This window comes from Neobacillus sp. CF12 (assembly GCF_030348765.1).
Lineage (GTDB): Bacteria > Bacillota > Bacilli > Bacillales > Cytobacillaceae > Neobacillus.
The window spans coordinates 3,415,374-3,440,193 of record NZ_JAUCEU010000007.1 but is presented as its reverse complement, the minus strand read 5'-3'; the positions used below and the strand labels follow the sequence as shown (position 1 = coordinate 3,440,193).

Below are 24,820 nucleotides of genomic sequence, written 5' to 3'. Positions count from 1 at the left end.
TATCTTCCTAATTTGAGAGGTGATAAAATCTAATTAACAAATGTGAGGAGCTGTTTTTTTAATGGAACCAAATGAACCAAATGAAATGTTTCAATTAATTTTGAAAGAAGTCAGGGAGTCTAATAAAGAAGTAAAAGAATCCAATAACGAGATCAAAGAATCTATTAAAGAGATCAAAGAATCTAATAAAGAGCTCAAAAAATCTATTAAAGAACTCAAAGAATCCAATAAAGAGATCAAGGGAACACTCAATCATTTGAATGCAAAAGTCGACCAAATCGAAATAACTGTTAACTCACATACGGAAATATTAAATTCCTTTAAGTTTGATGTGGATTTTTTAGCTGAAAAACAAACAAAGATCGAGATGAAGGTAAATCGGCTTGAAAAGCTGATGGAATCCTAAAATTTTAGTATTTTCTCCCCTTCAAATCACTATTTTTACTCTTATTTAAGTTGTATAAACATCATTAAATTCATTTATCACTACTTTGTAGCAATTCATGATACATCCCTTAATTGAAGTCCTCCAGAAAATGCCTCTAATCCTCTATATACAAAACTACCCATGCCTGTCTGGGGAGACAATGAACAAGAATATTTTAAGAATATAGAAGTTTGGTGAAATGACCTGAAGAAGGGTAATCAATATTTAAATTTTGGATGGTTAATAAAAAGGGGTACCCAACTGATTTTTCATTCATTGGGTACCCCTTAATCTGCAATTAAAACACTTTCGTAGTCCAATCCTCACAATTCCAAATATCGGTCGCAATTTCACGATAGAAATCTGGTTCGTGGGATACCATCAAGATACTTCCGCGATAGGCCTTTAAGGCACGCTTTAATTCTTCTTTTGCGTCAACATCCAAGTGATTGGTAGGTTCGTCTAGAATTAATAAATTCGTTGGTGTGTTAAGTATTTTACACAATCGAACTTTGGCTTTTTCGCCACCGGAAAGGACTTCGACTTTACTTTCAATATGTTTCGTTGTTAATCCACATTTTGCAAGAGCAGCACGGACTTCAGCCTGATTCATACTTGGGAACTCGCTCCAAATCTCTTCAATACAAGTGTTGTAGTTGGACTGTTTCACTTCCTGCTCAAAGTAACCGATGTGTTGATACTCACCACGTTCCACTTTACCCGAAATTGGATCAATCAACCCAAGAATACTTTTTAAAAGAGTAGACTTACCAATACCGTTTGCACCGACGAATGCAATTTTTTGCCCGCGTTCCATTTTCAAATTCAGAGGGCGAGAAAGTGGTTCATTGTAACCAATAACGAGGTCTTCAGCCGTGAAAATCCAACGACTAGCTGCACGAGCTTCTTTGAAGTTAAACTCTGGTTTCGGCTTCTCTCTTCCCAATTCAATAACTTCCATTTTGTCGAGCTTCTTCTGACGAGACATCGCCATATTACGAGTCGCCACACTTGCCTTGTTACGAGCAACGAAATCCTTCAAATTCGCAATTTCTTGTTGTTGACGTTTGTAAGCAGACTCTAGCTGCTGCTTCTTCATTTCATAAATAGTTAAGAAGTTATTATAGTCACCAACATAGCGATTCAACTCTTGGTTTTCCATGTGGTAGATCAAGTTAACAACATTGTTCAAGAATGGAATATCGTGTGAAATCAAGATAAATGCATTCTCATATTCCTGTAAATAGCGCTTCAACCATTCGATATGCTGTTCATCCAAATAGTTCGTAGGCTCGTCTAGTAATAGGATTTCAGGCTTTTCTAACAAAAGCTTAGCTAGCAAAACTTTCGTCCGCTGCCCACCGCTTAGATCATCTACATCTCGATCGAGTCCAACATCGTCTAATCCTAGACCACGAGCAACTTCCTCAACTTTTGAATTAATTTGATAGAAATCATTACTATCTAAAGTTTCTTGTAGCTCTCCAACTTCTGCAAGTAATGCATCGATATCAGCACCTTCATCACCCATTTTTGCATAAAGTTCATTGATCTCTGCTTCAGCATCAAATAGATATTGAAAAGCAGTACTTAAAGCTTCACGCATCGTAGTACCTTTTTGAAGCACAGCATGCTGATCTAAATAACCAACACGAACTTTTCGTGACCACTCCACTTTCCCTTCGTCGGGTTGCAACTTCCCAGTAACAATATTCATGAAAGTAGACTTACCCTCACCATTTGATCCAACTAGTCCAACGTGCTCTCCTTTTAAAAGCCGAAAAGACACATTATTAAAAATCGCACGGTCACCGAAACCGTGACTTAAATTTTGTACGTTTAATACGCTCATTTTTTTAACTCCTTATCTAATGTCACATGTGAATATCTTACTAGATTATGGCTGCCTTTTCCATCTTGAATTTTATGTAAAAAATGTAATTCGATTTTTGTGCTAAATGGAAGTCAGCCTCGGAATAAGGGATTCCTAATAAAGAAACTCACCAATTACTTGGTGAGTTTCACTTTTTTATATACCAATAACGATGCAATACGACTGTCATTTCGGCACGTACTTTTTTAGTTCTTAGATTTTTCGTGTGGAACGTAAACCTTAACACTCTTTGTTGTTACATTACCTGCTTTATCGGTGGCAGTATAAGTAATGGTGTAAACACGTCCATTACCGTTTCCTAATCTTTCAGCACGAAGTTTAAAGGAATCCGTCGTACCAGAAATAGGTTTATTATAATTGGCATTCTGAATATCATCAGATTGGAGGGATTCATTGCTAGTGATTGAAGTTAACACTACTGAATGAATTCCTGAATCGCCATCCGAAGCATTGATAGTAGCCAATATTGGCACCATCTTATGATTAGCCAGTGATAATGTTGTTTTGTCTAGTGTAATATCTAAGATTGGCCCGGTCTTATCTAGTTTAATGGTTTTTGTATTAGACTGCTCGACATTTCCAGCTTTGTCTACACTCCAATATGTTAGTGTGTGGACACCCTCTTCAGAAATAGTAACTGAATTCCCGCTTTGTATGGTCCCATTATCAATTTGATAATAGGTTGCCGCCACACCAGAATCTTTGTCTTCTGCGCTGAAAGTAACCGTAACATCTTCATTAACCCAATCTTCTGGTGCGTTATCGGTCGTAACAGGCGCAGTCGTGTCAGTCTTAATTAGTGTCAGGATGCCGAACACAGAAGTATCCTGATATCCTAGACCTGTGGTGTCGTTCCATGTAGCAGCACTTTGACGAGCACCGTCTTTACCGTCATTGATCTGAACATCAAAACCTATTTTCGTATTGTTTTCTGGTGTAATGGTTTTTAAAGGAATCTTCACTTCAACGCTGTAGCCATTACCTGACCCTGATACTTTAGTTGCAGATTGGAAACCTTCTGCAATGCTGGCAGGGTTAAAGGACGATTCATTGTCAAAGTTTACTCGATATTGTCCATCTCCTTCTTCGTAGGAAGATGTCTTTGCATTATTCTCGTCCACAAAGATTTCAATTGAATCTTGTTCCCAAGGATTTGGGCTGGATTTGTCAAGCTGTGAGTCACTCACTTGAATTAAAACATACAGGTTCTCATTATCCCAGAGAACCTTGGAAACGCCATTTGCACCCTGCCAAGCCATTTGGTAGCGGTTAATCGGCAGTTCCGTTGCATTACTCCAAACACCATCTATATTTCCATCAATCACCGGTGTGCCGAAAACAGCACTTCCTTGATTAACCTCTCTCTCCTCAGGTTGATTTTCTGTCATAAATTTATCTGGATCGATAACAGCATGGTAAGCTGGTTTTGCCTGCAAGTCTTTATCGAACAACAATGGACTTTGGGCAGCTCTCCAGCTGGTTGCGTCATTTAGTCCCCAGAAAGTTACACGAGAGATATGTTCCGCGTGTTCTTTGTAGATCTTAAACAATTGTGCGTATAAATAACCCTGTGCAATTGCTTCCTGCTCAGTAAGTACGTTGTTAGTGCCAGCTGTAACGTCAAGTTCCGTCACACTTACTTCTACACCTAAGGAAATAAACCTCTCTAGGGAGAGTCTAACATTTTCCGGGTTGGTGTTTTTATTATAGTGCGCCTGCATGCCAATTCCGTCAATGAGGAGCTCCCCATTATGCTCTGCTTTATACTTCTCATTGATTTCTTTCACCATCTGATAAATGGCTTCAGCTTTGCTCTGATTATCATCGTTGTAGTCGTTGTAATAAAGTTTGACATCTAAACCTTTTTCATCAAGAACCTCTTTCGCAGCAAGGAAGGCCTGCTCTACGAAATCTGGTCCAATCGCTTTGTACCAGCCGGATTGACGAAGTGCTGCTTTCCAATCACTTGGGTTCGATGGATTATCGTTAATCGCTTCGTTGACCACGTCCCATGAAATCACCTTGTTACCAAAATGATCTACGACTGTTTTAACGTGGTTCCTTAAATTTGCTAGAGCTTCATCTCTGCTTAAAGGCGTGCCGTTTGCATCTGAAAATAACCATTCAGGTGACTGCTGGTGCCAAACGAGTACGTGACCATGCATCTTGAGACCCTCTGCCAGAGCTTTATCAACAAGTAAATCCTCAGCTGTAAAGTCAAACTGTCCATTCTCGTTATAGGCCTGATCTGGTTTCATGGCATTCTCTGCTGACACAACATTGTGGTGCATGTTAAGAAGCTTCAATCTATTACCCTCAAAATCTGATGCTGAGACAGCATTTCCAATTAGGAAGTCGTTTTTATAAACATCTTTTATCGGTGTCAAATCCTCAACTTCAATTGGGCCTGAACCAGTCGGTTCAAAAGTGATATCGTCAATATAAAAGGATGCTGTGCTATTATTTGAGCTTTCAACATAAATGGTTAAAAACTCATCACCTACACTGCTATAACGGTACGTTCCTTCAAACTTTACCCAGCCGTCTTCAGTGCTGACGGTTTTCCCTTGAAGATTATTGTAACTAGCAGCGCCGCCATCGCCAACTTGTGTTGAAAGCTGAAGCTGTAAAGTTGCTGGTGAAATCAACTTCACCCAGGCAGAAATTTTATATTCCGCGCCCTTATCAACATATTTCTCTACACGTAAAGCAGGACCATGCCAAGCTTGTGATCTGCCTTCAACCTTCAAAGCGTAGGAACCGCCACTGGTATGATTCGCTTCATTTGTTACTGTCAGCGTTTCTGTACCAGCTCTTCCTTCGAAACCGCCAAGTTTTTGAGCTTCAAAATTAATTGTTGTGAAGGTTTGTGCGGGTGGTCTTTCTTCGTCCCCGCCGCCAGAGGCTGCCTTCTCGGTGATTAGAATATCTCCAATATAGAAGGGAACTGTTTTTCCTGCGTCATTTGATTGAATCCTTAGTGCTCGATCCTTGCTCGTATCAACCGTATATTGACCCGTTAAAGTAAAAGGGTGACCTGCCGTAAAATTTGCCGCTGCATACAAGCCGTTATAGCTGTCTACATTTTGCAGTAAAGCTTGTGCACCTTCAGGAACACTCACACTGCTATCGACAAAACCAGTGACTGTAATCGTGTAGGCTTTGCCATTTTGCATGCCGACACTGCTTAATGGGATATCAACGCCGTCCCAGTTATTCGCTCTACCGTTAACAGAAATCGCTTTACCATCACTGTTGCCTTCAAAAACGATGTCAGAAACAGGAGTCAATTGCGCACTTCCCGCTGGTGTAGCAACACCAAGACCATTTCCAAATGTTTCGTGATATACTTCTCGATCCGTTTCAGGTGCCGTTGTTTTTTCAGTTGTAATCAGGATATTTCCGATGTAGAACGGAACATTTTTTCCAGCATCATTTGATTGAATCCGTAGTGCTCGATCCTTGCTTGTATCCACGGTATACTGACCCGTTAGCGTAAAAGCCTGTCCCGCTGCAAAATCTGCCGCTACATACAACCCGTTATAGCTGTCTACATTCTGAAGCAACACTTGTGCACCTTCAGGAACACTCACACTGCTGTCAACAAAACCAGTAACTGTAATCGTATAAGTTTTGCCATTTTCCATACCCACATTGCTGAATGGGATATCAACGCCGTCCCAGTTGTTCGTTCTGCCGCTAACAGAGATGGCTTTTCCATCGCTATTGCCAGCAAATACCTTATCGGAAACGTGTGCTACTTGTGCATTGCCCGCTGGTCCTGCAACACCTGCGCCACTGGCAAAGGGTTCATGATAGACTGTCTCTATCCTCGGTTCGTCGACCGGAGCCGGTGCTGGGCCGCCAATCATTTGGGCAATTTGAGCCACACTTTGGGTTGTTACATAGTGACGACCCATAGCATAATTATCTTCATTAGGATATCCAACTCTAAATGCGTATTTAATACCATTTTCTTGGTTTACTAGTTTTGTAATATCATTATAGCTCCCATAAGGGTATGCCATTAGAACTGGGTCTTTACCTGTAATGCTTTTAAGATAAGTATTTGCTGATTTAATTTGGTCCTCAGCCTGTTCTTTCGTTATAGTACTTCGTACACCGCCATTAGTTCCCCAAATAGCACCGTCATGGGTTTTCGTATGATTTTCGAGACTTAAAGATGGTTCATTCGCTAAACTTTGCAGCTGTTCTTTTGGCATGCTGAAACCGCCGCCTATCCAGTCACTGACAATAAACAGAACAGCTTTCATGTTATATTGCTTTAATACTGGAAGAGCATTGGTAATGAATTCAGGAGTACCATCGTCAAACGTTAATAGTATCGGATTTTTAGGAGCCGTTTCCTTTCCTTCCATGATCCTCACATATTGTTCTGCTGACAAGGTGTTGTAACCGTTATCATATAAATGCTGCATAGTCTTCTTAAACATTTCAATGCTGGTATCCGTCCACTGATTAGTAGGATTTTCAACAATTCGATGATACAGTAGAACTGGAATATCATTATTGGTTTCCGCTGCTGCAGCCTGTGTAATCCAGCTTGACGGGATTATCAAAATAGCCACAAGAAGTAATGAAATAAGTCTTTTCAACTTTCTCCTCATTTTCTGCATTCCCCCATAAAGGATTTTTAGATATAACGGGTAAAGCACTTTAATAGTGGCAAACCTCCTCTCATTCTATAATTCTATCTTGGTGCCACAAACAATTAACCATGACAAACTAAAGTTTATACTTAGAAAACTAAATATTCTGTCTAGTTGACGGAAGGAAAAAGCAAAGTATGATCCGGAGGGATATTAATTCTAAATTTGAGTGGTGATAAAATCTCATTTAATATTTAACTAATGCGAGGAGCTGTTTTTTAAATGGAACAAATGAAATGTTTTTGAAAGTAGTCAAAGATTCTAATTCATTGGACAAACCAAATTAGCATATTTAGATGGGGTTACTTAATATGGTAAAATAGGATGAGGATTCCATGTAATGATACCAAGAGAATGTGTAGGTGGTTGTAGTGATAATAAATTTTGATTTTACTTTTAACGTCGTAACCATACTAATTGGAATATTAGCATGGAGTGTTATTGGTTATTTGACCTATCGAACCTATCAAAAACAAATGGAAAAACCAAAGGTATGGAAGATTTTAATTGTATTATTTATTGGGCTTTTTTCTTTTTCCTTTAATTGGAGTATGTTTGATACGATGATTAAGATCCCAATTTTACCTCTGGGTGTATGGATATTGTATTTTGCTTTTAAAGGAAAGGGAGAACGATGGCAAATTTATCGATCATTTGCCTGGTTAGGATATTTGGCGAATTTTATATTCCTCCTCTCAACCTTAGCAGTAATCCCAGTTCATCATGCGATCTACCCAGAAAACGAACTTTCTACATATATCACAACTGTTGAGAATGCCTCTATTATTCCAATTCATCCTTCAGCAAAGGATTTTACTCTAAATAAAGAAAAATTATTGGAGCAACTTCATAAAATGAAACAAGAACCGATTTATAGTAATCAGTGGTACGAAGAAACATTTATGAATGCTGAATCAAATAATAAGATGGAACGGTTTCCGTTTCAACTCATAGGCACTTCACCTAAATGGGGAAGTGGTTTCCAAACCATTATTTATCTTGAAGAGGATGGAAAAGGAATCCTACTATCAACACAGAATAAACAACTTTATTTTCGCTCTGAAAATTCACTAATCAAGGAGGGCGAATAAAAGTGACAAAGAGAAAGCTATGGACCCTTTCAGGTTTAGGTGTACTTGGTTTACTGTCATCCTTCACGATGTATTGGTTTTACTTTGCAAAACCTGTTCCCTTTCCAACAAATGAGCAATTAGTAAAAGAGATTAATAGGGTCTTCCCTGAAGTGTCAGCAAGTGTTATTCAAGACACGATCCCAGTCGAAGAACGCCATGTGGTAGTTCCATTTATATCAAAGAAAGATAATTATGGTCTAAGTTACTGGGTATGGAAAAAGCATAAATGGACGGTTCTGACGATTGATACAAAAGGGGAACCAAAGATATGGAAGATTAATAGAAAGGATCCTTCATCGTTTCATATAGTTTGGAATATTCACCCTGAAGATCAATTGAGTTCTATTACTTATTTTTTAATTAGAGACAGGGGATATCAGATTACAGAGGGGATAGATAATTACGTTCCAAGAGTGCAAATGGAGAAGAAAGCCTCTCTACAAGAAAAGTCATATGGAGTGATGGAACTTCCTGATGAATGGACGGGTTTTATGAATGCTGTCTTAGAAGTAGAATCAACACAAAAAACTAATCCGTTTTTCAATCACTTCCCAGAAGTAAACATGTTTTTTGGGTGGATTCCATATGATCAATCGGAAAAAGAAATCTTTCCAGAAGGTTCTGTAAATGGAAGCGGATATTCAAATGGTAATCTGGTCATTGACCATATGATGATATTGAGTAAAGGAGACCTGGAACTTCCATGACATTCCTTCAATATGAATTAGGGAAAATTAATTATATATTTTCTAGGAACCAATGGTTTAACAGAAAATATTACTTTTATTTAAAAATTGTATATATTCGCACAATTATCCTATAATAAAGAGGAAATATATATATTTACTAGATGCGAAAACTTTTAAAATCGGGAGGTTATTATGGGAAGATTAATTCATTTCGAAATTCATGTGAGTGACATGGATCGGGCGAAGCAGTTTTATGGAGAGGTATTTGGCTGGACATTTCAAGATTGGACGGATTATGCAGGAATGCCTTACTTTGGGGCAGTGACTGGAGATGAAAATGATCTTGGAATCAATGGTGCGTTGATGCAGCGTCAAAGTGCTCCACCGGAAGCAGGTCAAGCATTAAATGGATTTGCCTGCACTATGGGAGTGGAAGATTACGATTCAACGGAAGCAAAAATTATTGAGAATGGCGGTAAGATAGCGATGCCTAAATATGCTTTACCTGGAATGGCGTGGCAAGGATATTATATAGATCCGGAAGGAAATGTTTTTGGAATTCATCAACCTGATGCGAATGCCAAATAGGTAATTAAGAATATGAAATTACAAGACACGGAAGGTATGCTAGAAAACGTACGGAAAATTTGTCTTGCACTGCCGGAAGCTTCTGAAAACATTGATGGGTTTGGTCATAATACGTTTAAAATCAATGGAAAATCATTTGTGATATCAGGTGAAAGCGAAAAAGGATTCAGTATATCGTTCAAGTCTGACCGGGAAACACAGGAGATTTTACTGCAGAAAGAGCATTTTTTCAAAACGCCCTATATAGGGCAGCACGGATGGGTATCAATCCAAAATCCAATTGAGGAAAACTGGGATGAACTGACCGATTTAATTCAAGAAGCCTATTTACGAGCGGCACCGAAGCGTTTAGTCAAGCAGTGGAATGCGTTACATAAACGTTGATAATGAAAGAAGCCTAGGAATCTATTATGATTTCTAGGCTTCTATTTGCTTCTGATATTTTAGTTTTATAAGCTTTTGAAGTACTCAACAATACCATCAGCAATTGCTTTTGCTAGTGTATTTTGATATGAATCTGTAATTAATTTTTGGCGCTCGCGTGTATTGTTAATAAAGCCCATCTCAATTAAAGTTGCAGGCATAGCAGATTCACGGAGAACCGAGAATGTATCGCCAGCCGTTCCACGGTCATTTGCCCCCGAATAATCAACTAAATTTTCCTGAATGATGTTTGTAAGTGAGATACTTTTCGCTATTCTATCAGGATCATCATGCATATCCTCATTGATTTTTGGAGGATATTCTGGAAAGTATTTATAAAAATAGGACTCAATCCCATTGGCAGAAGTTTCTCCGCCTGCTGTAGAGTTAGTATGAATACTAACAAAAATATCTGGATTTAAATCATTTGCCATTTGAGAACGTTCAAGTAAGGATACTGTAGTGGTAGTGTCTTCACGGGACATATATACAGTATAGCCTCGGTTTACTAATAATGTTTTAACTTTTTTGGCTACAGCTAAATTCAAATTTGCTTCCTTATATCCACCAGCCATCGCACCAGGATCAGTACCGCCATGTCCGGGATCTAAAAATACTGTATAGGCTTTTTGATTGAACGTTACAGTATTAGCTGGTAAGGTTGTGACCGTGCCGTCCTTACTAGTTTCTCTAATTGCAATCGTATGTTGGCCATCAGGAAATTTGGTTGTGTCCAGAGTATAATGAAATCCTGCTTTCCCATTGTTGAATTGAGGGTAAAATTGTTGGACATCTGATCGTGCATCCCCATAAACCGCCTGACCAGCCACATTTCCGTCCACCAATACTTCAATCGTTTGGACGCCGTGTCCATCCAAAAACCAGCCATATACGTTATGAGTACCTCTAAGGGTTGTGCCAGGCACCGGACTATCTAAAAATCCTAAGGCATTTTTTATTGTTACAGTACTTGCAGGCAATGTCGTGACTGTACCGTTCTTGCCAATTTCCCTAACTGTAACAGTATGCGGGCCATCAGTAAATTTGGTCGTGTCCAGAGCGAAATGAAAACCTGACTTTCCATTATTGTATTGAGGATAAAATCTTTGGACATCAGGTCGTGCATCGCCATAGACGGCATGACCAACGACCGTATCGTCAACCAATACCTCTATAGCTGCAACTCCACTTTCATCCAAAAACCAGCCATAAACATTTTGGGTCCCATTTATGATCGCACCAGACCCTGGCTTATCCATGAATCCTAGAGCATTTTCAACATTTATCGACCTTGAAGGTAATGTTGTAATCTGACCGTTCTTACCCGTTTCCCTGATCGTAACGGTATGCTGGCCATCAGGAAATTTGGTTGTGTCAAGAGCGTAATGAAAACCAGATTCCCCATTATTAAATTGAGGGTAAAACTTCTTAACATCAGGTCGCGCATCCCCGTAGGTCGCCTGTCCAACAACAGCACCATCCACCAAAACTTCTATAGTGGCGACACCACTCTTATCCAAAAACCAGCCATAAACGTTTTGGGTCCCATTTACGATCGAGCCAGAACCGGGTTTATCCAAATATCCTAAGGCATTATCAACAGTTATCTTACCAGCATTCAATAGTGTGACTTGGCCGTTCTTACCCGTTTCCTTAATTGTCAACGTATGTTCCCCATCAGGGAATTTGGTCGTATCGAGGTTATAATGAAAGCCTGCTGATCCATTGTTGAACCCGGGATAAAACTTTTCTACATCCGGTCGCGCATCCCCATATGCTGCCTGTCCAACCAAAGTACCGTCCACCAAAATTTCTATTTTTGCGACGCCACTTTCATCCAAGAACCACCCATATACCTTTTGGGTTCCGGTTAATGTAGAACCAGAACTCGGTTTATCTATATATCCTAAGGCATTATCAATAGTAATCGTGTTGGAAGGTAAGGTAGTGACCTGACCATTCTTACTAGTTTCCCTAATCATAACCGTATGTTGGCCATCAGGAAATCTTGTGGTGTCAAGAGCATAGTGAAAACCGGAATTTCCATTGTTATAGTGAGGGTAAGCCTTCTTGACATCAGGTCGTGAATCCCCATAAACTGCCTGTCCAGCAACGGCACCATCCACTAATACTTCTATTTTTGCGACTCCACTGCCATCTAGAAACCAACCATATACATTTTGGATCCCATTTAGAGTTGTTCCGGAAATGGGCTTATCCATGTGCCCTATGGCAGAATTTGTTTGTGCTGATGTATATAGTGGAAGTTTTGCAAACACGAGCACTACAATTGCAGCCATCAAAATTACCGCTATTACTTTACTGAATTTCATTTTTTCTCCTTTCTTGCTATTAATCTATCTAAATATGACTATTCTATAATACTATTCTTCGAGTTGAAAAAACACATATATTTACATTTAATGACGTAATTCGGGTAATCCAACTTGATTCAATTGTCGAAATATGTTTAAGTTTAGTAATAATGCGAGCGCTAATAGAGGGGTTTGGAATGATTCATAATTATTTAGGGCAGACAATTCGTTTTGAGATAAAATATAAAAAGCGTACATCCATGAGCATTTCTATCGATCTTTATGGAAATGTTGAAGTTCAGGCTCCTAAAGGGACTTCCGATGAACATGTGATTCAGGCTATAGAGGAAAAGTGGGATTGGATCCAGCAAAAACGAAAAGAAATGAAGGATAGAACCCTAGGGTCAAAGGTGAAGACCTATGATCATGGTGAGAGTTTTCTTTATTTAGGAAGAGAGTATCCCATTCAGATTTTTCAAGATACTACTATTGAACAGGACCATGCAGTGTTTGCAGAGGAAAAGTTACATATATTTGTAAAACAACTTGAAGATGAAAAAATAAGACAAGCATTAAAACGGTTTTACTATCAGCAGTGTAAGATGTTAGTCGAGAGGAGTATCAAGTCTTATCAAAGCAATTTTAAATCAAAGCCACGGTCTATAAGGATTACCGATAATAAGGCAAACTGGGGAACCTGTGATTCGAAGCAGCAGTTAACGTTTAATTGGAAGCTGGCGATGGCACCACAACAAGTAATTGACTATGTAGTCGTCCACGAAATGTGCCATATGGTTCACCTGAATCATGATCGCTCCTTTTGGAGGCTTGTTGGTAAAATACTCCCCGATTATAAGCAGCAGGAGAACTGGTTAGCATTATCCAGTTGGAAAATGACTGTCTGACATTTGGAACGGATATACTTGTGCTATACATATTGTAATTTTTTTGGAGGGTTATTAATGGAGAATAATGATATATTAATTCGATTACGTTATGCATTAGATATAAAAAATACAGATATGGTTGAGATTTTTGAACTAGGCGGCATTAAGGTAACAAAAGACGATGTGCTGAAAATCCTTACAAAACCAAAGGACAGTTACGAGGATGAAGATTATTATGAAGAGGATATAGCTGAAGATGAGGAGCATATTAAATGCAGTAATAGTATGTTGGAATCATTTTTAAATGGCTTTATTACTTTCAAAAGAGGCAAGCAGGAACCAAAGCCAGGACAGCCTGATACACCGATACCGCAAAAGAGTAAAGAAAGTATTAATAACCAGTTATTAAAGAAGGTAAAGATTGCGTTAGCGTTAACGAGTGAAGATATGCTTGATATATTTGATAAAGCTGGAATAACAGTAACAAAAGGTGAATTAAGCGCGATATTAAGAAAAGAAGGCCATAAGAATTATAAGCAGTGCCTTGATAAATACGCCAGAAATTTTTTAAAAGGATTGGCTATAAAATATAGGGGATAAAGAGAATTCCATATAAAAAAGGCAACCAGTTGGCTGCCTTTTTGCTTTGTAAAGTGTGTTAGAATTTTTTTAGGTGAGGTGGGAATAGTGGAGCAGCTAATATATACTCTTTTGGCATATATAAATAATTCTCTAAATAAGGATATAAATTATTACTTAGCAAAAAGTCTTTTGGAACAAATTAATCATATTGAGAGTTTTTCATTAGATACCGTTGCAGAGGCGTGTAATGTGGCACCTTCGACCATTAATCGTTTTTGCAAAAGAATTGGTTTTAAGAATTTTTCAAACCTAAGAAATAGTGTTGCTGTTCCATTGGGAACCTCTTTCCATGAAAACCATGATTCAGAATTAAGTACACCGATGTTTTTTAAACAACTAAATGAAAATATTGAAATGATAGATCATATCCCCACATCACAAATTGATCAGATTGCCAAGCAAATTAAGCAATCGCGAAGAATTGTAATCTTGGGTTTTGAAAAAAATCAGATTCAAGCGATGGAATTGCAAAAAAAACTATTCCTTCTTGGAAAGTTATGCGAATGTGATACCAATCTATTTAAACAAATAGACGCATTATCGGATTTATCGGATGAGGATATGATTATAACGATTTCCATTCAAGGGAATATCCTTTCTAAACATTTTCCCATCATTGAAAAAATCAAAACTGCTAAAGGGAAGAAATTGCTCATTACTTTTTCAAGTGAACTGATTCACTTGAATATATTCGATGAAATTATACAATGCGGAAGAATTGAGAATAGTAGTGTTAGCAGTTATACCCTATTGCGATTGTTTGATGTTTTAACCAATCGTTATCAGCGTTTTTTGGAAATCTAACTAGCTTCAACTGGTCTTAAATAGACCAGTTTTTTTTGTTGGATGATAGTATGATTATCTTATTCATTGTAGTAAAGGCAAACATTAACTCTTAAAAAGCCAACACGAAATATTTAATTTATTAGGAGGTATTCAAATGGGAGAGAAACGTTTTCCAGAAGGATTTTTATGGGGCGGAGCAACTGCTGCTAACCAATTAGAAGGGGCTTATAATGAAGGCGGCAAAGGATTATCAATTTTTGATATGGTTTCTTTTATTCCGAAAGAAGAAAGAAATGACATTGAGATGGATGTCAGAAGTGAAGAGGAATTAGAAGCGTTATTAGCGGGTAAGGAAGGAGACAACTTTCCAAAACGACGTGGAATTGATTTTTATCATCGCTATAAAGAAGACATTGCATTGTTTGCCGAAATGGGCTTTAAAACATTCCGTATGTCGATTTCTTGGCCGCGTATTTTCCCAAATGGTGACGAGTTAGCAGCGAATGAAGAAGGACTGGCCTTCTACGACAGAGTATTTGATGAACTATTAAAGTATGGAATCGAGCCTTTAGTGACTCTATCTCACTATGAAATGCCACTTAACCTGGTGCAAAAATATAATGGCTGGACTGACCGCCGCCTAGTAGATTATTTTGTTCATTATGCCCAAACTGTATTTAATCGCTATAAAGGCAAGGTAAAATACTGGTTAACATTTAACGAAATTAATGTAACAACCATTTCTCCGTATATTGGCAGCGGGATTCTTGTGGACTCTGTCGAGAATAAGGAACAAGCTGTTTATCAAGCGCTTCACCATCAATTTGTGGCAAGTGCACGGGCGGTAAAAGCATGTCATGAAATCATTCCAGAAGCGATGATTGGCTGTATGCTGGCTCGTATGGAAGTATATCCAGAAACATGCAGTCCTGATGATGTTTTAGCGGCGTTAGAAGAAGATCAAAAGAACTTATTCTTCACAGACGTTCAAGTACGAGGGTATTATCCAAGCTATATGCTGAGCTATTTTGAGAAAAATAATATCCAAATTGAGATGGTACCAGGAGATGAAGAAATCTTGTTGCAGCATCCAGTAGACTTCTTATCATTTAGTTACTATATGACGATGGTGACGAGTGGCAATCCTGATCGATTAAAAGAAAAAGGAAACTTCTTCAGTGGTATTAAAAACCCTTATTTAGAAGCATCTGACTGGGGCTGGCAAATTGATCCTAAAGGTTTAAGGATTACCTTAAAGAAAATGTACGATCGTTATCAAGTTCCTTTATTTATAGTGGAAAATGGTTTAGGAGCCTACGATAAGGTAGAAGAAGATGGTTCAATCAATGATGATTATCGGATTGATTATTTACGTGCCCATATTGAACAAATGGGAGAAGCCATCAAAGATGGAGTAGAAGTTATGGGCTACACAAGCTGGGGCTGTATTGATTTAATCAGTGCAAGCACATCTGAAATGTCAAAACGTTATGGCTTCATTTATGTGGACCAAGATGATTATGGTAATGGTACATTAGAAAGAAAGAAAAAGAAAAGCTTTGAGTGGTATAAGAATGTCATCGCAACCAACGGTGGAGAATTATAAAGAGGATAATAGTAAAAGAGCCCTGAAAGGTGATGTCTGTCACCTCCAGGGCTTTTTATCGTCTAGGAATCTCTCCAGACCTGTCTGAATGTAAGCATCATTCAGACAGGGAAGCCCATGAAAACACAAAATCTGTCTGAATTTATTAAGTACTATAGAACTCCTCCTTCTGAAATTACATACCCTTCATTATAAGACCTTCAAAGAATATAAAGAGGGAAAATTTTGTGTGTAAGTAAATGAAGAAGTGTTAAAAGGTTTAAATACCTCTTTTATTGTTTCCTACCAATTATCTTATAAGAATGCCCTTAGTTCTTCTTGGCTAGAAATTATTGTGTTTAATAACAAGTAATTGAAGATAAACAATGCAGTGTGTCCTATTTAATGGATACATTGCATTTTTTTATGGCGATAAGAACCTGTAAAAATGGTTCACATCTAGGAGGATTTTACAGCACCTTAAACTTAAAGTAGAAAATCAGAAGGAAGATTTTCCGTATAATCCGACATTCATTTTATCTGATTTAGGGGCTAAAGCCTTATTTGGAAGGATTTTAGCCCCTGCTAATCAAACGTTTGAGTAACATAGTAATTTGTCAAAAATCGTTATAGTTTGTATTACCTTATTTTTTTTGACTGCCTCTGGAGGTTTTTAGCGAAAATCAAGCCGTCTTCATGACAAAAATTTCCCCGAAAATAACTCAAAGTTCATTCTTTTAAAGGGCTTGTGCAAATTTAATCAAACGTTTGATTATGAGAAATACTGTCAGTAGTTGTCTTATCGCCCATTTTATAAGCGGTTTTTTTGTATCTCCTCGTAAAAAACTATACAATGTGAAATATATTTTTGAATCGAGGTGCAGAAGAATGAAAGCACTTATCTTTGAACGTTTCGGTGGACCCGAGGTATTACAATATAAAGATATCCCTGATCCAGTCATTAGTGAAAATGAAATCTTGGTAAGGATGAAGGCGATTGGATTAAATTTTGCAGATATATACCGTCGGAAAGGGAATTATCATCTAGCTGGTGATCCCCCTTATATATTGGGTTATGAGGGTTCAGGAATTGTAGAAGAAGTTGGTGTTGGTATTACGACTATTAAAGTTGGAGATCGAATTGCCTTTGCAGATGTGCCGTTTGCGAATGCTGAGTTAGTCTCAGTTCCTTTAGAAAAGGCCATTCCAATACCAGATGAGATATCATTTGAAACGGCTTCGGCTGTTTTACTACAAGGTTTAACAGCCCACTACCTAACAAAAGACAGTTATGAAGTGAAAGAAGGAAAATCAATCCTAGTCCATGCTTCTGCAGGCGGAGTTGGTCAAATTCTTATTCAAATTGCAAAATTATTAGGCGGGCAGGTATTTGGTCTTACCTCTACAAAAGAGAAATCAAAAGCTGCATATTCAGCAGGAGCGGATCATGTGTTTTTATACAATGATAACTGGATTGAGGAAGTAAAGAAGGTAACAAATGGTTATGGTGTGGACGTTGTTTATGATTCTGTAGGTTCTACTCTTCTAAAAAGCTTTGGAGTTGCTAAAGTTGGAGGTACTGTTGTTTTTTATGGCATGGCAGGGGGAGACCCTGCTCCAGTTGATCCTCGGATGCTCATGGACACTTCGAAAACACTAACTGGCGGGGACCTTTGGAATGTTCTTACTTCATTAGAAGAAAGAACATCACGCTCAAAACAATTATTTGATTGGATTGTTGAAGGGAAAATTCACGTCCAAGAACCAACTACTTTTTCTTTAAAGGATGGTGCTAAAGCACATACGTTACTGGAAAGCCGAAAAAGTACAGGGAAAGTTTTATTAAAACCTTAAAATTTTTGGAGAAGCTCTTTTTTTCATTCTTTACCCTTTTGTTGGTAATAATGAGAGAAAGGGCTTTTTATATTGATTAACAACTAGGAGTTGCTTATATGTATTTTTTAATTAACCTTATAGGCTTTTTTGTTGTGATGGGGGTTGTATTTTTATGTTCTCCCCAAAAGAAAGAAGTTAAATGGAAAGCGATTTTCTCGCTTATTGTAGTTGAATTGTTAATTACTTGGTTTATGTTAGGAACAACCATAGGCAGTTGGCTTATTAATCAAATTGCCGCTTTCTTCACCTGGTTAATTGCCTGTGCAAGTGAAGGGATAGCTTTTGTGTTTCCAAGTGCCATGGCAAATGAGACAATTGACTTTTTCTTCAGTGCTCTGTTGCCAATTATCTTTATTGTGACGTTTTTTGATATTTTATCTTATTTTGGTATTTTAACGTGGATTATTGATAAAGTGGGTTGGCTAATTTCTAAGGTTTCAAAAATGCCCAAGTTAGAAAGCTTTTTCTCCATTCAAATGATGTTCTTAGGAAACACGGAAGCATTAGCTGTCATTCGTAATCAACTGTCTGTTTTAAAGGATTATCGGTTACTTACTTTTGGAATTATGAGTATGAGCAGTATCAGCGGCTCAATTATAGGTGCGTATTTATCAATGGTTCCAGCCACATATGTTTTTAGTGCCATTCCATTGAATTGTTTAAATGCTCTTATTGTTGTCAGCATCTTAAATCCAATCACCGTGCCGAAAGAGGAAGATATTATTTATGAACCACCAAAATCAGAGAAGAAGGATTTTTTCTCAACCATTTCTAACAGTATGTTAGTGGGTATGAATATGGTAATCGTAATTTTAGCGATGGTTATTGGATACGTAGCGTTAACAGCTGCACTTAATGGAATATTAGGGGTAATAATCAGTGGACTAACTATTCAAAAAATCTTCTCGTATATCTTTAGTCCATTTGCTTTTTTACTTGGATTGCCAGTAAAGGATGCTCTTTATGTAGCTCAGCTAATGGGAATAAAATTAGCAACGAATGAATTTGTTGCCATGATGGATCTGAAAAATCAGTTGGATATTTTGTCACCACATACGGTAGCGGTTGCAACGACATTTTTAACATCATTTGCGAATTTTAGTACGGTGGGTATGATTTATGGAACGTTTAATTCAGTTCTAGGGGAGGGGAATTCAGCAATTATTGGTAAGAACGTATGGAAGCTTCTTGTCAGTGGAATTACTGTTTCTCTGTTAAGTGCGATGATTGTTGGATTGTTTGTTTGGTAGTAAATAATAAAAAGCCCTGCATTAGTGACATTGTCACCTAGCAGGGCTTTTAAATTAGTCTTCTATAATATCTTTACGATTTTTCTTGAACATCTTAGATAATACTTCATAAACGATTGGGACAACAATTAACGTTAATAGTGTTGAACTTGTTAAACCGCCGATTACAGTAATGCCAAGACCTTTCGAGATCAAACCGCCGCCGCCTTGACCGATTGCAAGTGGAATTAACGCACCGATCGTTGCAATAGCTGTCATCAAGATTGGACGTAGACGTGTTGCGCCAGCTTCTAGTACTGCTTCACGCATCGTCATACCATCACGTTCCATATGAATAATCCGGTCAACAAGTACAATCGCATTCGTTACAACAATACCAATTAACATCAATAATCCCATCATGACAGATACAGAAATGGTTTCACCTGCGATTAATAAACCAACAAAAGAACCAATTACTGCAAATGGTAATGAGAAGAGAATAGCAAATGGTGCAACACCTTCACGGAAGGTTACGACAAGGATAAAGTACACAATTGCAATCGCTGCTAGCATCGCCATACCTAGCTGTGTGAATGTCTCCGTCATATCTGCCTGAACACCAGCAACGCCGATGGTAACACCTTTAGGTAAATCTAATTTATCAATTTCCTTATCTACTTCAGCTGTTGCTTTTGAAATATCTTCATCAAGGATCTTTCCTGAAACCGTTGCATAGTATTCACCTTTGCTGCGTGCAAGTGTGTTCAGTGTAGTACCTTTTTCAACTGTTACTAGTTCAGAAAGAGGCATTGTCGTACCAAGTGCTGTCGGTACTTGAGTTGCTAAAATATCGTCAATGGATTTTGGCTGCGCAGCTTGTTCCTGCTGAACGATTACTTCTAATTCGTTACCGTCCTTTTCAACCGTTGTTAATACATCTTGAGTCTTCATTGGGTTTAACATCATAACGATTTGCCCAGTTGTCAAACCATACTGCAGCAATTCATCTTGTTCTACTTTGAATGTATATTCAACGTATGCTTCCTCAGCACTTGAAGAAACATCTTCTAAGCCATCATTTTTGCTAAGAACGCCTTCGACCATTTTTACTGCTTCATTTAGTTTATCTAAATCTTCGCTATAGAAAGTGTAACTAACTTCATTTGTTGACATCGACATAGAAGTGAAGTTTTGGCTCTTCCATTCGCCTGTTTGACCAATATTGAACACATACTCTTCAACTTCTTCACGGGCTTCTGGGAAGTTATCCATTTCTGGGTCGAAAATTAGGTACATCAATGCACCATCGCCGCCGCCGCCCATCATCGCGGCCATCGGATCTCCACTCTCCGTTACAGAGATCTGGACAATATCGATATCATCACGTTTTAACATTTCTTCTTCTACGGCTGCTACGTTCGCTAATGTTTCATCTTTCAATTCGCCAGCCTTAGGTGTGTATGTTAAGTACATAACCTTTTCTTCTTCACTACCCATGAAACTAAAACCGATTAGTGGTGTTAACGCCAAACTCCCTGCTAATAAAACAACCGCAATAACCGAAGTAATAACTTTATGGTTTAGTGTCCAGCCAAGGACACCTTTGTACCAGTTCGCTAATTTACCAACTTCTTTATGGCTGCTTGCTATCTTCTCACCATATAATTTTTTCTTAAATAAGAAGTGAGATAGCGCAGGAACAATTGTAATCGCAACGATTAACGAAGCGCCAAGAGCAAATGTCATCGTTAATGCGAACGGCATGAATAACTCGCCGACCATTCCGCCAACAAAGATAAGCGGTGCAAATACAGCAACCGTTACTAAAGTTGATGACAGGATTGGTTTGAACATTTCAATTGTCGCTTCACGTACAAGCGCACGACCTGATAATTTTTCTTCCTTTAAATGAAGGCGTCGATAAATATTTTCAACAACTACAATCGAGTCATCGATTACACGACCGATGGCAACCGTAACGGCACCAAGCGTCATGATATTTAGAGTAATTTCCATCCAGTTGAGCAGCAGGAATGCCATGAAAATGGAAACCGGAATAGATACGATCGAAATAATGGTTGATTTAAAATCACGCAGGAATAAAAGGATAATTAATACGGCGATTAAACCACCGAATAATGCCTTTTCAACCATCGTTGAAACTGACTTTTCAATTGGAGCACCTTGGTCGAGTGATAAATCAATGACAAGACCATCAATTTTTTCCTTTTGTTCCTTGATTAAATCCTTTACACTGTTTACAACATCCACTGTGTTTGCTTCTTGACCTTTAACAATTTGAATCGCAATCGCATTTTCACCATTCGTACGTGAAATCGATTGTACTTTACCAACGACTTCAATTTCAGCGATGTCGCTAAGCTTCACAAATGGTGAAGGTTGTGCTGCTGATGGAGTTACAGGAATCAGCATTTCCTTTAATTCATCAGCGGTCATGAACTTTCCGTCTATTGCTACAGCTTGTTCGCCTGCTTCAAATTCGTAAAGGCCTAATGAAACCGCTAGGTCACTTGCTTGGATCATTTGCTTAACAGTATCTTCTTTTAACCCATATTCAGCCATTTTTGCTTCGTTATACGTAAGCTGAACTTCTTCAATATGTTGACCTGTAATGGTCGCAGAAGCAACACCATCAAGTTTCTCGATTTTTGGAAGGATAGTATCCTCAACGGTTGACGTTAATTCAACAATATCCTCTGTTGTACTACTGATACTAAGTGCCGCAACGGGCATCATGTTCATGCTAATTGCAGTAATAATTGGTTCTTGTGCATTTTCTGGCAGCTTCACTGCCTCTAGCGCGGATTTTAAAGCTCGGTTTGCTTCGTCCATATCTTCACCGTATTCATATTCCACTTGAATACTTGACATGTTAGCATTTGAATTGGAATAAACCGATTTTACACCTTTTAGGTTTTCTATCGCTTTCTCTAAAGGTTTGGAGACATCTTCCATCACTTGCTCTGGAGTTGCGCCAGGATATACGTCCATTACCATTAAGTATGGAATTGAGATATCGGGAATCGTCTCCATATTCATTTTTGTACCTGAATAAATACCAGATACCGTAATAATGATTGTAAGTAACCATACTGCTAGTTTATTTCCTAGAACAAAGTTGACTAAACCTTTCACACTTACACCTACCCTTATTTGACTTATCTAACCCATTTACTTATAATACTGACTAACCGGTCATCTGTCAATGATTGAACCTAGGAGTGAAGAATGAACGATGAAAAAACAATTAATAATGGAAAAGGCGATAGAGCTCTTTGCTAAACAGGGTTTTGAAGCTACATCTGTCCAGCAAATAACAGAACATTGCGGCATTTCTAAAGGTGCTTTTTATCTATCTTTTAAGTCAAAAGATGAATTAATTATCGAGATAATTGATCACTTTATGATTCAGATTACCTCGGATATTGACTACCTAGTCAGAAATGTTAACAGTGATCAAGATCTTCTATATGAATTTTATTATGCGATCTTTGACTCTTTTCAAAAGCATTCAGATTTTGGGAGAATTCTTATCAAGGAGCAATCGCGATCTTTTGATGAATCCTTCATATTAAAAATGCGATACTACGACAGATTAATGGAGAAGACTATTTTATCAATGGTGGAACGACTGTATGACGAACATGTGGTAAGAGATACAAAATATGATTTGGTTTTTTGTATTAAAGGCTTTATGAGTATGTATTCACAGTTGTTTTTATTCTATAACGTGCCGTTAGATTTGAAATTGCTGTCACAATCGTTAGTGGAAAAAACAAATCTAGTTGCGAGAAATTCCACTGTCCCTTTTATTACAAAAGATCTTATCCAGATGTTAGGCGAAATACCGGGCGAAGAGTTAACGAGGGAACAACTTCTAGAAATGATTCAAAAAGTAGAAATAGAAGAATCGATTGAGCATGAATCCTTAATGCTCTTGAAAAAGGAGTTACTAGAACCAACTCTACCAAGAGCGATTGTGAAGGGATTAATAGAAAATATCCGAAATCATCCACAGACAAAATGGGTTTCTTATTTACTACGCAACTACTTTTTATATGAAAGTTAAAGTACTTTAAATCAATAATCATAAAAGAGTTCATTTATAAACAAATGGGCTCTTATTCAATATCACTAGTTTCTGAGAGCTTGATACAGATGAATAATCATTATTATTTGAAAATTTGCTCAAAATAGTTTATTATTTAAGATGGATATAGGGACACATGCTCTATTCTACTAATTACAATTCTTTTTCAATTTTGAGATTCTTTTATTATTACTCGGTAATGATTTTCTAGATATGTAGATGCTAGATTTTAAGCCAAAATAAGACGTAGGGTTATCTACGCTTATTTTGGCTTTTTTTATTATAGTTGAAATTGGGAGGGAAGGTAGTTAAATGAATAAAGATGAAATGAAACGATTGAACTTTTTACTTGAAATATATGTCGATGTGAATGTAGATAAAGATTTCTCAGTACTTTCAAAAAACACTGATCCATTCTTTATAGTAAACATGTCTGGTCAATTAGTGTATGTGAACAATGTTTGCGAAGAACTTTTGCAATACTCTAAAAACGATTTAAAGAATATGAATTTGAGTGATATCTTTATCTCTTCTGCTTTAAGTGACACGCTAGCTTTTTTTAATGAAAAACAACGGGAACAACTTGTGAATTTTGATTCTAAAATCACTCTTAGACCTGGTAATCCGATTGATGTAAATGTAACTACTTTTCCAATCCTTTTTAATAATGAAGTGGTAGGGAATTACGTAGTATTAAAAGATATAACAATGATTAAGAGAGAAAGACAATTACTGTCGGAAAAACAAGCAGCGGCAGGTCAATTGGCAGCTGGGATTGCGCATGAAATTCGTAATCCCATTACCGCGATAAAGGGATTCCTGCAGTTAATAATGGGTGAGCATCAGGGAGAAAAGACGTATTTTAGAATCGTAGAATCAGAGATCAACCGAGTTGAATCGATTCTAAAAGAACTAATGGTACTTGCAAAGCCAACCAAAATAAATTACAAAAAATTGGATATACGTTTGCTGTTAGACAAAGTCCTAACGTTGATGGAGTCGCAGACGCTTTTAAAAAATATTGAAGTAATAAAAAACTTCCAAGCTCTAGAGGTATCGATTATTGGGGACGAGAATCAAATGAAACAAGTTTTTATAAACTATATTAAAAATGCGATAGAAGCGATGAAGGATGGGGGAAAGCTAATCGTTGAAGGAATTCACTTAAATGAAAGTGTTCATATTAGAATTATTGATCATGGCAGTGGAATTCCCCCGGAGATTTTAAGACGGATAAATGAGCCATTTTTTACAACGAAGGAATATGGAACAGGGCTTGGGATGCTTATAAGTAATGAAATCATCGAGGAACATAAGGGGAAACTTAATATAATAAGCAATACAGAAGGGACCTGTATTGAAGTGAAATTACCAATCACTTCTTAATTCATTGCGAGATAGAGTAAACTATGGTACGATGACTAAGTCTAATGTCTTGCTGTCATTAGTTTAAGCAGTCTTTTTTTACATAAAAAACAATATTCATAAACTGTGTGGTAAATGGAAGAAACTATTAAAATAGTCGTCTGAACCGTGGCCTAA

Annotated in this window: 17 protein-coding genes; 13 read left to right on the top strand and 4 right to left on the bottom strand. The window is 37.7% G+C overall.

The genetic code is table 11. The features are described 5' to 3' along the window. Nucleotides 1-61 precede the first annotated feature (61 nt). Nucleotides 62-406 (top strand): coiled-coil domain-containing protein, encoded by a 345-nt coding sequence (locus tag QUG14_RS16325; protein ID WP_289341574.1) that lies wholly within the window; start codon nt 62-64, stop codon nt 404-406. 319 nt (nt 407-725) lie between these two features. Here QUG14_RS16325 and QUG14_RS16320 read toward each other — a convergent pair whose 3' ends face one another. Both QUG14_RS16320 and QUG14_RS16315 read right to left on the bottom strand, forming a co-directional pair. Then, the gene (locus QUG14_RS16320) at nt 726-2,279 is read right to left on the bottom strand and encodes an ABC-F family ATP-binding cassette domain-containing protein (protein WP_289341573.1); all 1,554 of its coding nucleotides are present in this window, start codon (nt 2,277-2,279) and stop codon (nt 726-728) included. A gap of 227 nt (nt 2,280-2,506) precedes the next feature. Beyond that, on the bottom strand, nt 2,507-6,949 hold the full coding sequence (locus QUG14_RS16315; RefSeq protein WP_483310734.1) for an endo-1,4-beta-xylanase: 4,443 nt from the start codon (nt 6,947-6,949) through the stop codon (nt 2,507-2,509). Between the two features lie 413 nt (nt 6,950-7,362). Between QUG14_RS16315 and QUG14_RS16305 the strand changes: the two genes are divergently transcribed. The 4 genes from QUG14_RS16305 (at nt 7,363) to QUG14_RS16290 (ending at nt 9,785) form a co-directional block, all read left to right on the top strand. Beyond that, complete coding sequence (locus QUG14_RS16305) at nt 7,363-8,082, top strand: hypothetical protein (RefSeq protein WP_289341572.1); 720 nt, start codon at nt 7,363-7,365, stop codon at nt 8,080-8,082. Nucleotides 8,083-8,084: 2 nt separating this feature from the next. Further along, nucleotides 8,085-8,831 carry a hypothetical protein gene (locus QUG14_RS16300; RefSeq protein WP_289341571.1) on the top strand — a complete coding sequence of 249 codons (747 nt, stop codon included), beginning with the start codon at nt 8,085-8,087 and terminating at the stop codon, nt 8,829-8,831. A 174-nt stretch (nt 8,832-9,005) separates the two neighbouring features. Further along, on the top strand, nt 9,006-9,401 hold the full coding sequence (locus tag QUG14_RS16295) for a VOC family protein (RefSeq protein ID WP_289341570.1): 396 nt from the start codon (nt 9,006-9,008) through the stop codon (nt 9,399-9,401). A gap of 12 nt (nt 9,402-9,413) precedes the next feature. Beyond that, nucleotides 9,414-9,785, top strand: a complete 372-nt coding sequence (locus tag QUG14_RS16290; RefSeq protein WP_289341569.1) for an MmcQ/YjbR family DNA-binding protein — start codon at nt 9,414-9,416, stop codon at nt 9,783-9,785. A 65-nt stretch (nt 9,786-9,850) separates the two neighbouring features. On the opposite strand, the gene QUG14_RS16285 is transcribed toward QUG14_RS16290, so the two are convergent. After that, nucleotides 9,851-12,157: an N-acetylmuramoyl-L-alanine amidase gene (locus tag QUG14_RS16285; protein WP_289341568.1), complete on the bottom strand. Its 2,307-nt coding sequence runs from the start codon at nt 12,155-12,157 to the stop codon at nt 9,851-9,853. Nucleotides 12,158-12,336: 179 nt separating this feature from the next. Here QUG14_RS16285 and QUG14_RS16280 point away from each other — a divergent pair, with 179 nt between their 5' ends. The 6 genes from QUG14_RS16280 to QUG14_RS16255 all read left to right on the top strand — a co-directional run bounded on the left by QUG14_RS16280 (nt 12,337) and on the right by QUG14_RS16255 (nt 19,185). Further along, the gene (locus QUG14_RS16280; RefSeq protein ID WP_289341567.1) at nt 12,337-13,044 is read left to right on the top strand and encodes a M48 family metallopeptidase; all 708 of its coding nucleotides are present in this window, start codon (nt 12,337-12,339) and stop codon (nt 13,042-13,044) included. Nucleotides 13,045-13,101: 57 nt separating this feature from the next. After that, a complete protein-coding gene (locus tag QUG14_RS16275; protein ID WP_289341566.1) occupies nt 13,102-13,626 on the top strand; it encodes a YehS family protein in 525 nt (174 codons plus the stop codon). 87 nt (nt 13,627-13,713) lie between these two features. Continuing rightward, nucleotides 13,714-14,472 carry a MurR/RpiR family transcriptional regulator gene (locus tag QUG14_RS16270; protein ID WP_289341565.1) on the top strand — a complete coding sequence of 253 codons (759 nt, stop codon included), beginning with the start codon at nt 13,714-13,716 and terminating at the stop codon, nt 14,470-14,472. 136 nt (nt 14,473-14,608) lie between these two features. Then, a complete protein-coding gene (locus QUG14_RS16265) occupies nt 14,609-16,060 on the top strand; it encodes a glycoside hydrolase family 1 protein (RefSeq protein WP_289341564.1) in 1,452 nt (483 codons plus the stop codon). 867 nt (nt 16,061-16,927) lie between these two features. Continuing rightward, on the top strand, nt 16,928-17,893 hold the full coding sequence (locus QUG14_RS16260) for a quinone oxidoreductase family protein (RefSeq protein WP_289341563.1): 966 nt from the start codon (nt 16,928-16,930) through the stop codon (nt 17,891-17,893). A 98-nt stretch (nt 17,894-17,991) separates the two neighbouring features. Then, on the top strand, nt 17,992-19,185 hold the full coding sequence (locus QUG14_RS16255) for a nucleoside transporter C-terminal domain-containing protein (protein WP_289341562.1): 1,194 nt from the start codon (nt 17,992-17,994) through the stop codon (nt 19,183-19,185). 54 nt (nt 19,186-19,239) lie between these two features. Here the strand turns inward: QUG14_RS16255 and QUG14_RS16250 are convergent, their stop codons facing one another. Beyond that, nucleotides 19,240-22,323 (bottom strand): efflux RND transporter permease subunit, encoded by a 3,084-nt coding sequence (locus QUG14_RS16250; protein ID WP_289341561.1) that lies wholly within the window; start codon nt 22,321-22,323, stop codon nt 19,240-19,242. Nucleotides 22,324-22,423: 100 nt separating this feature from the next. Here QUG14_RS16250 and QUG14_RS16245 point away from each other — a divergent pair, with 100 nt between their 5' ends. Next, entirely contained in the window at nt 22,424-23,257 is an 834-nt protein-coding gene (locus QUG14_RS16245) for a TetR/AcrR family transcriptional regulator (protein ID WP_289341560.1), read from the top strand. A 333-nt stretch (nt 23,258-23,590) separates the two neighbouring features. Further along, nucleotides 23,591-24,664, top strand: coding sequence for an ATP-binding protein (locus tag QUG14_RS16240; RefSeq protein ID WP_289341559.1), 1,074 nt, complete (start codon nt 23,591-23,593; stop codon nt 24,662-24,664). Nucleotides 24,665-24,820: the final 156 nt, after the last annotated feature.

Coding starts and splice junctions, on each gene's coding strand:
- QUG14_RS16275 (WP_289341566.1), top strand. CDS start 13,102: ATGGAGAATAATGATATATTAATTCGATTACGTTATGCATTAGATATA.
- QUG14_RS16320 (WP_289341573.1), bottom strand. CDS start 2,279: ATGAGCGTATTAAACGTACAAAATTTAAGTCACGGTTTCGGTGACCGT.
- QUG14_RS16260 (WP_289341563.1), top strand. CDS start 16,928: ATGAAAGCACTTATCTTTGAACGTTTCGGTGGACCCGAGGTATTACAA.
- QUG14_RS16255 (WP_289341562.1), top strand. CDS start 17,992: ATGTATTTTTTAATTAACCTTATAGGCTTTTTTGTTGTGATGGGGGTT.
- QUG14_RS16265 (WP_289341564.1), top strand. CDS start 14,609: ATGGGAGAGAAACGTTTTCCAGAAGGATTTTTATGGGGCGGAGCAACT.
- QUG14_RS16325 (WP_289341574.1), top strand. CDS start 62: ATGGAACCAAATGAACCAAATGAAATGTTTCAATTAATTTTGAAAGAA.
- QUG14_RS16295 (WP_289341570.1), top strand. CDS start 9,006: ATGGGAAGATTAATTCATTTCGAAATTCATGTGAGTGACATGGATCGG.
- QUG14_RS16240 (WP_289341559.1), top strand. CDS start 23,591: ATGAATAAAGATGAAATGAAACGATTGAACTTTTTACTTGAAATATAT.
- QUG14_RS16280 (WP_289341567.1), top strand. CDS start 12,337: ATGATTCATAATTATTTAGGGCAGACAATTCGTTTTGAGATAAAATAT.
- QUG14_RS16285 (WP_289341568.1), bottom strand. CDS start 12,157: ATGAAATTCAGTAAAGTAATAGCGGTAATTTTGATGGCTGCAATTGTA.
- QUG14_RS16315 (WP_483310734.1), bottom strand. CDS start 6,949: ATGAGGAGAAAGTTGAAAAGACTTATTTCATTACTTCTTGTGGCTATT.
- QUG14_RS16290 (WP_289341569.1), top strand. CDS start 9,414: ATGAAATTACAAGACACGGAAGGTATGCTAGAAAACGTACGGAAAATT.
- QUG14_RS16245 (WP_289341560.1), top strand. CDS start 22,424: ATGAAAAAACAATTAATAATGGAAAAGGCGATAGAGCTCTTTGCTAAA.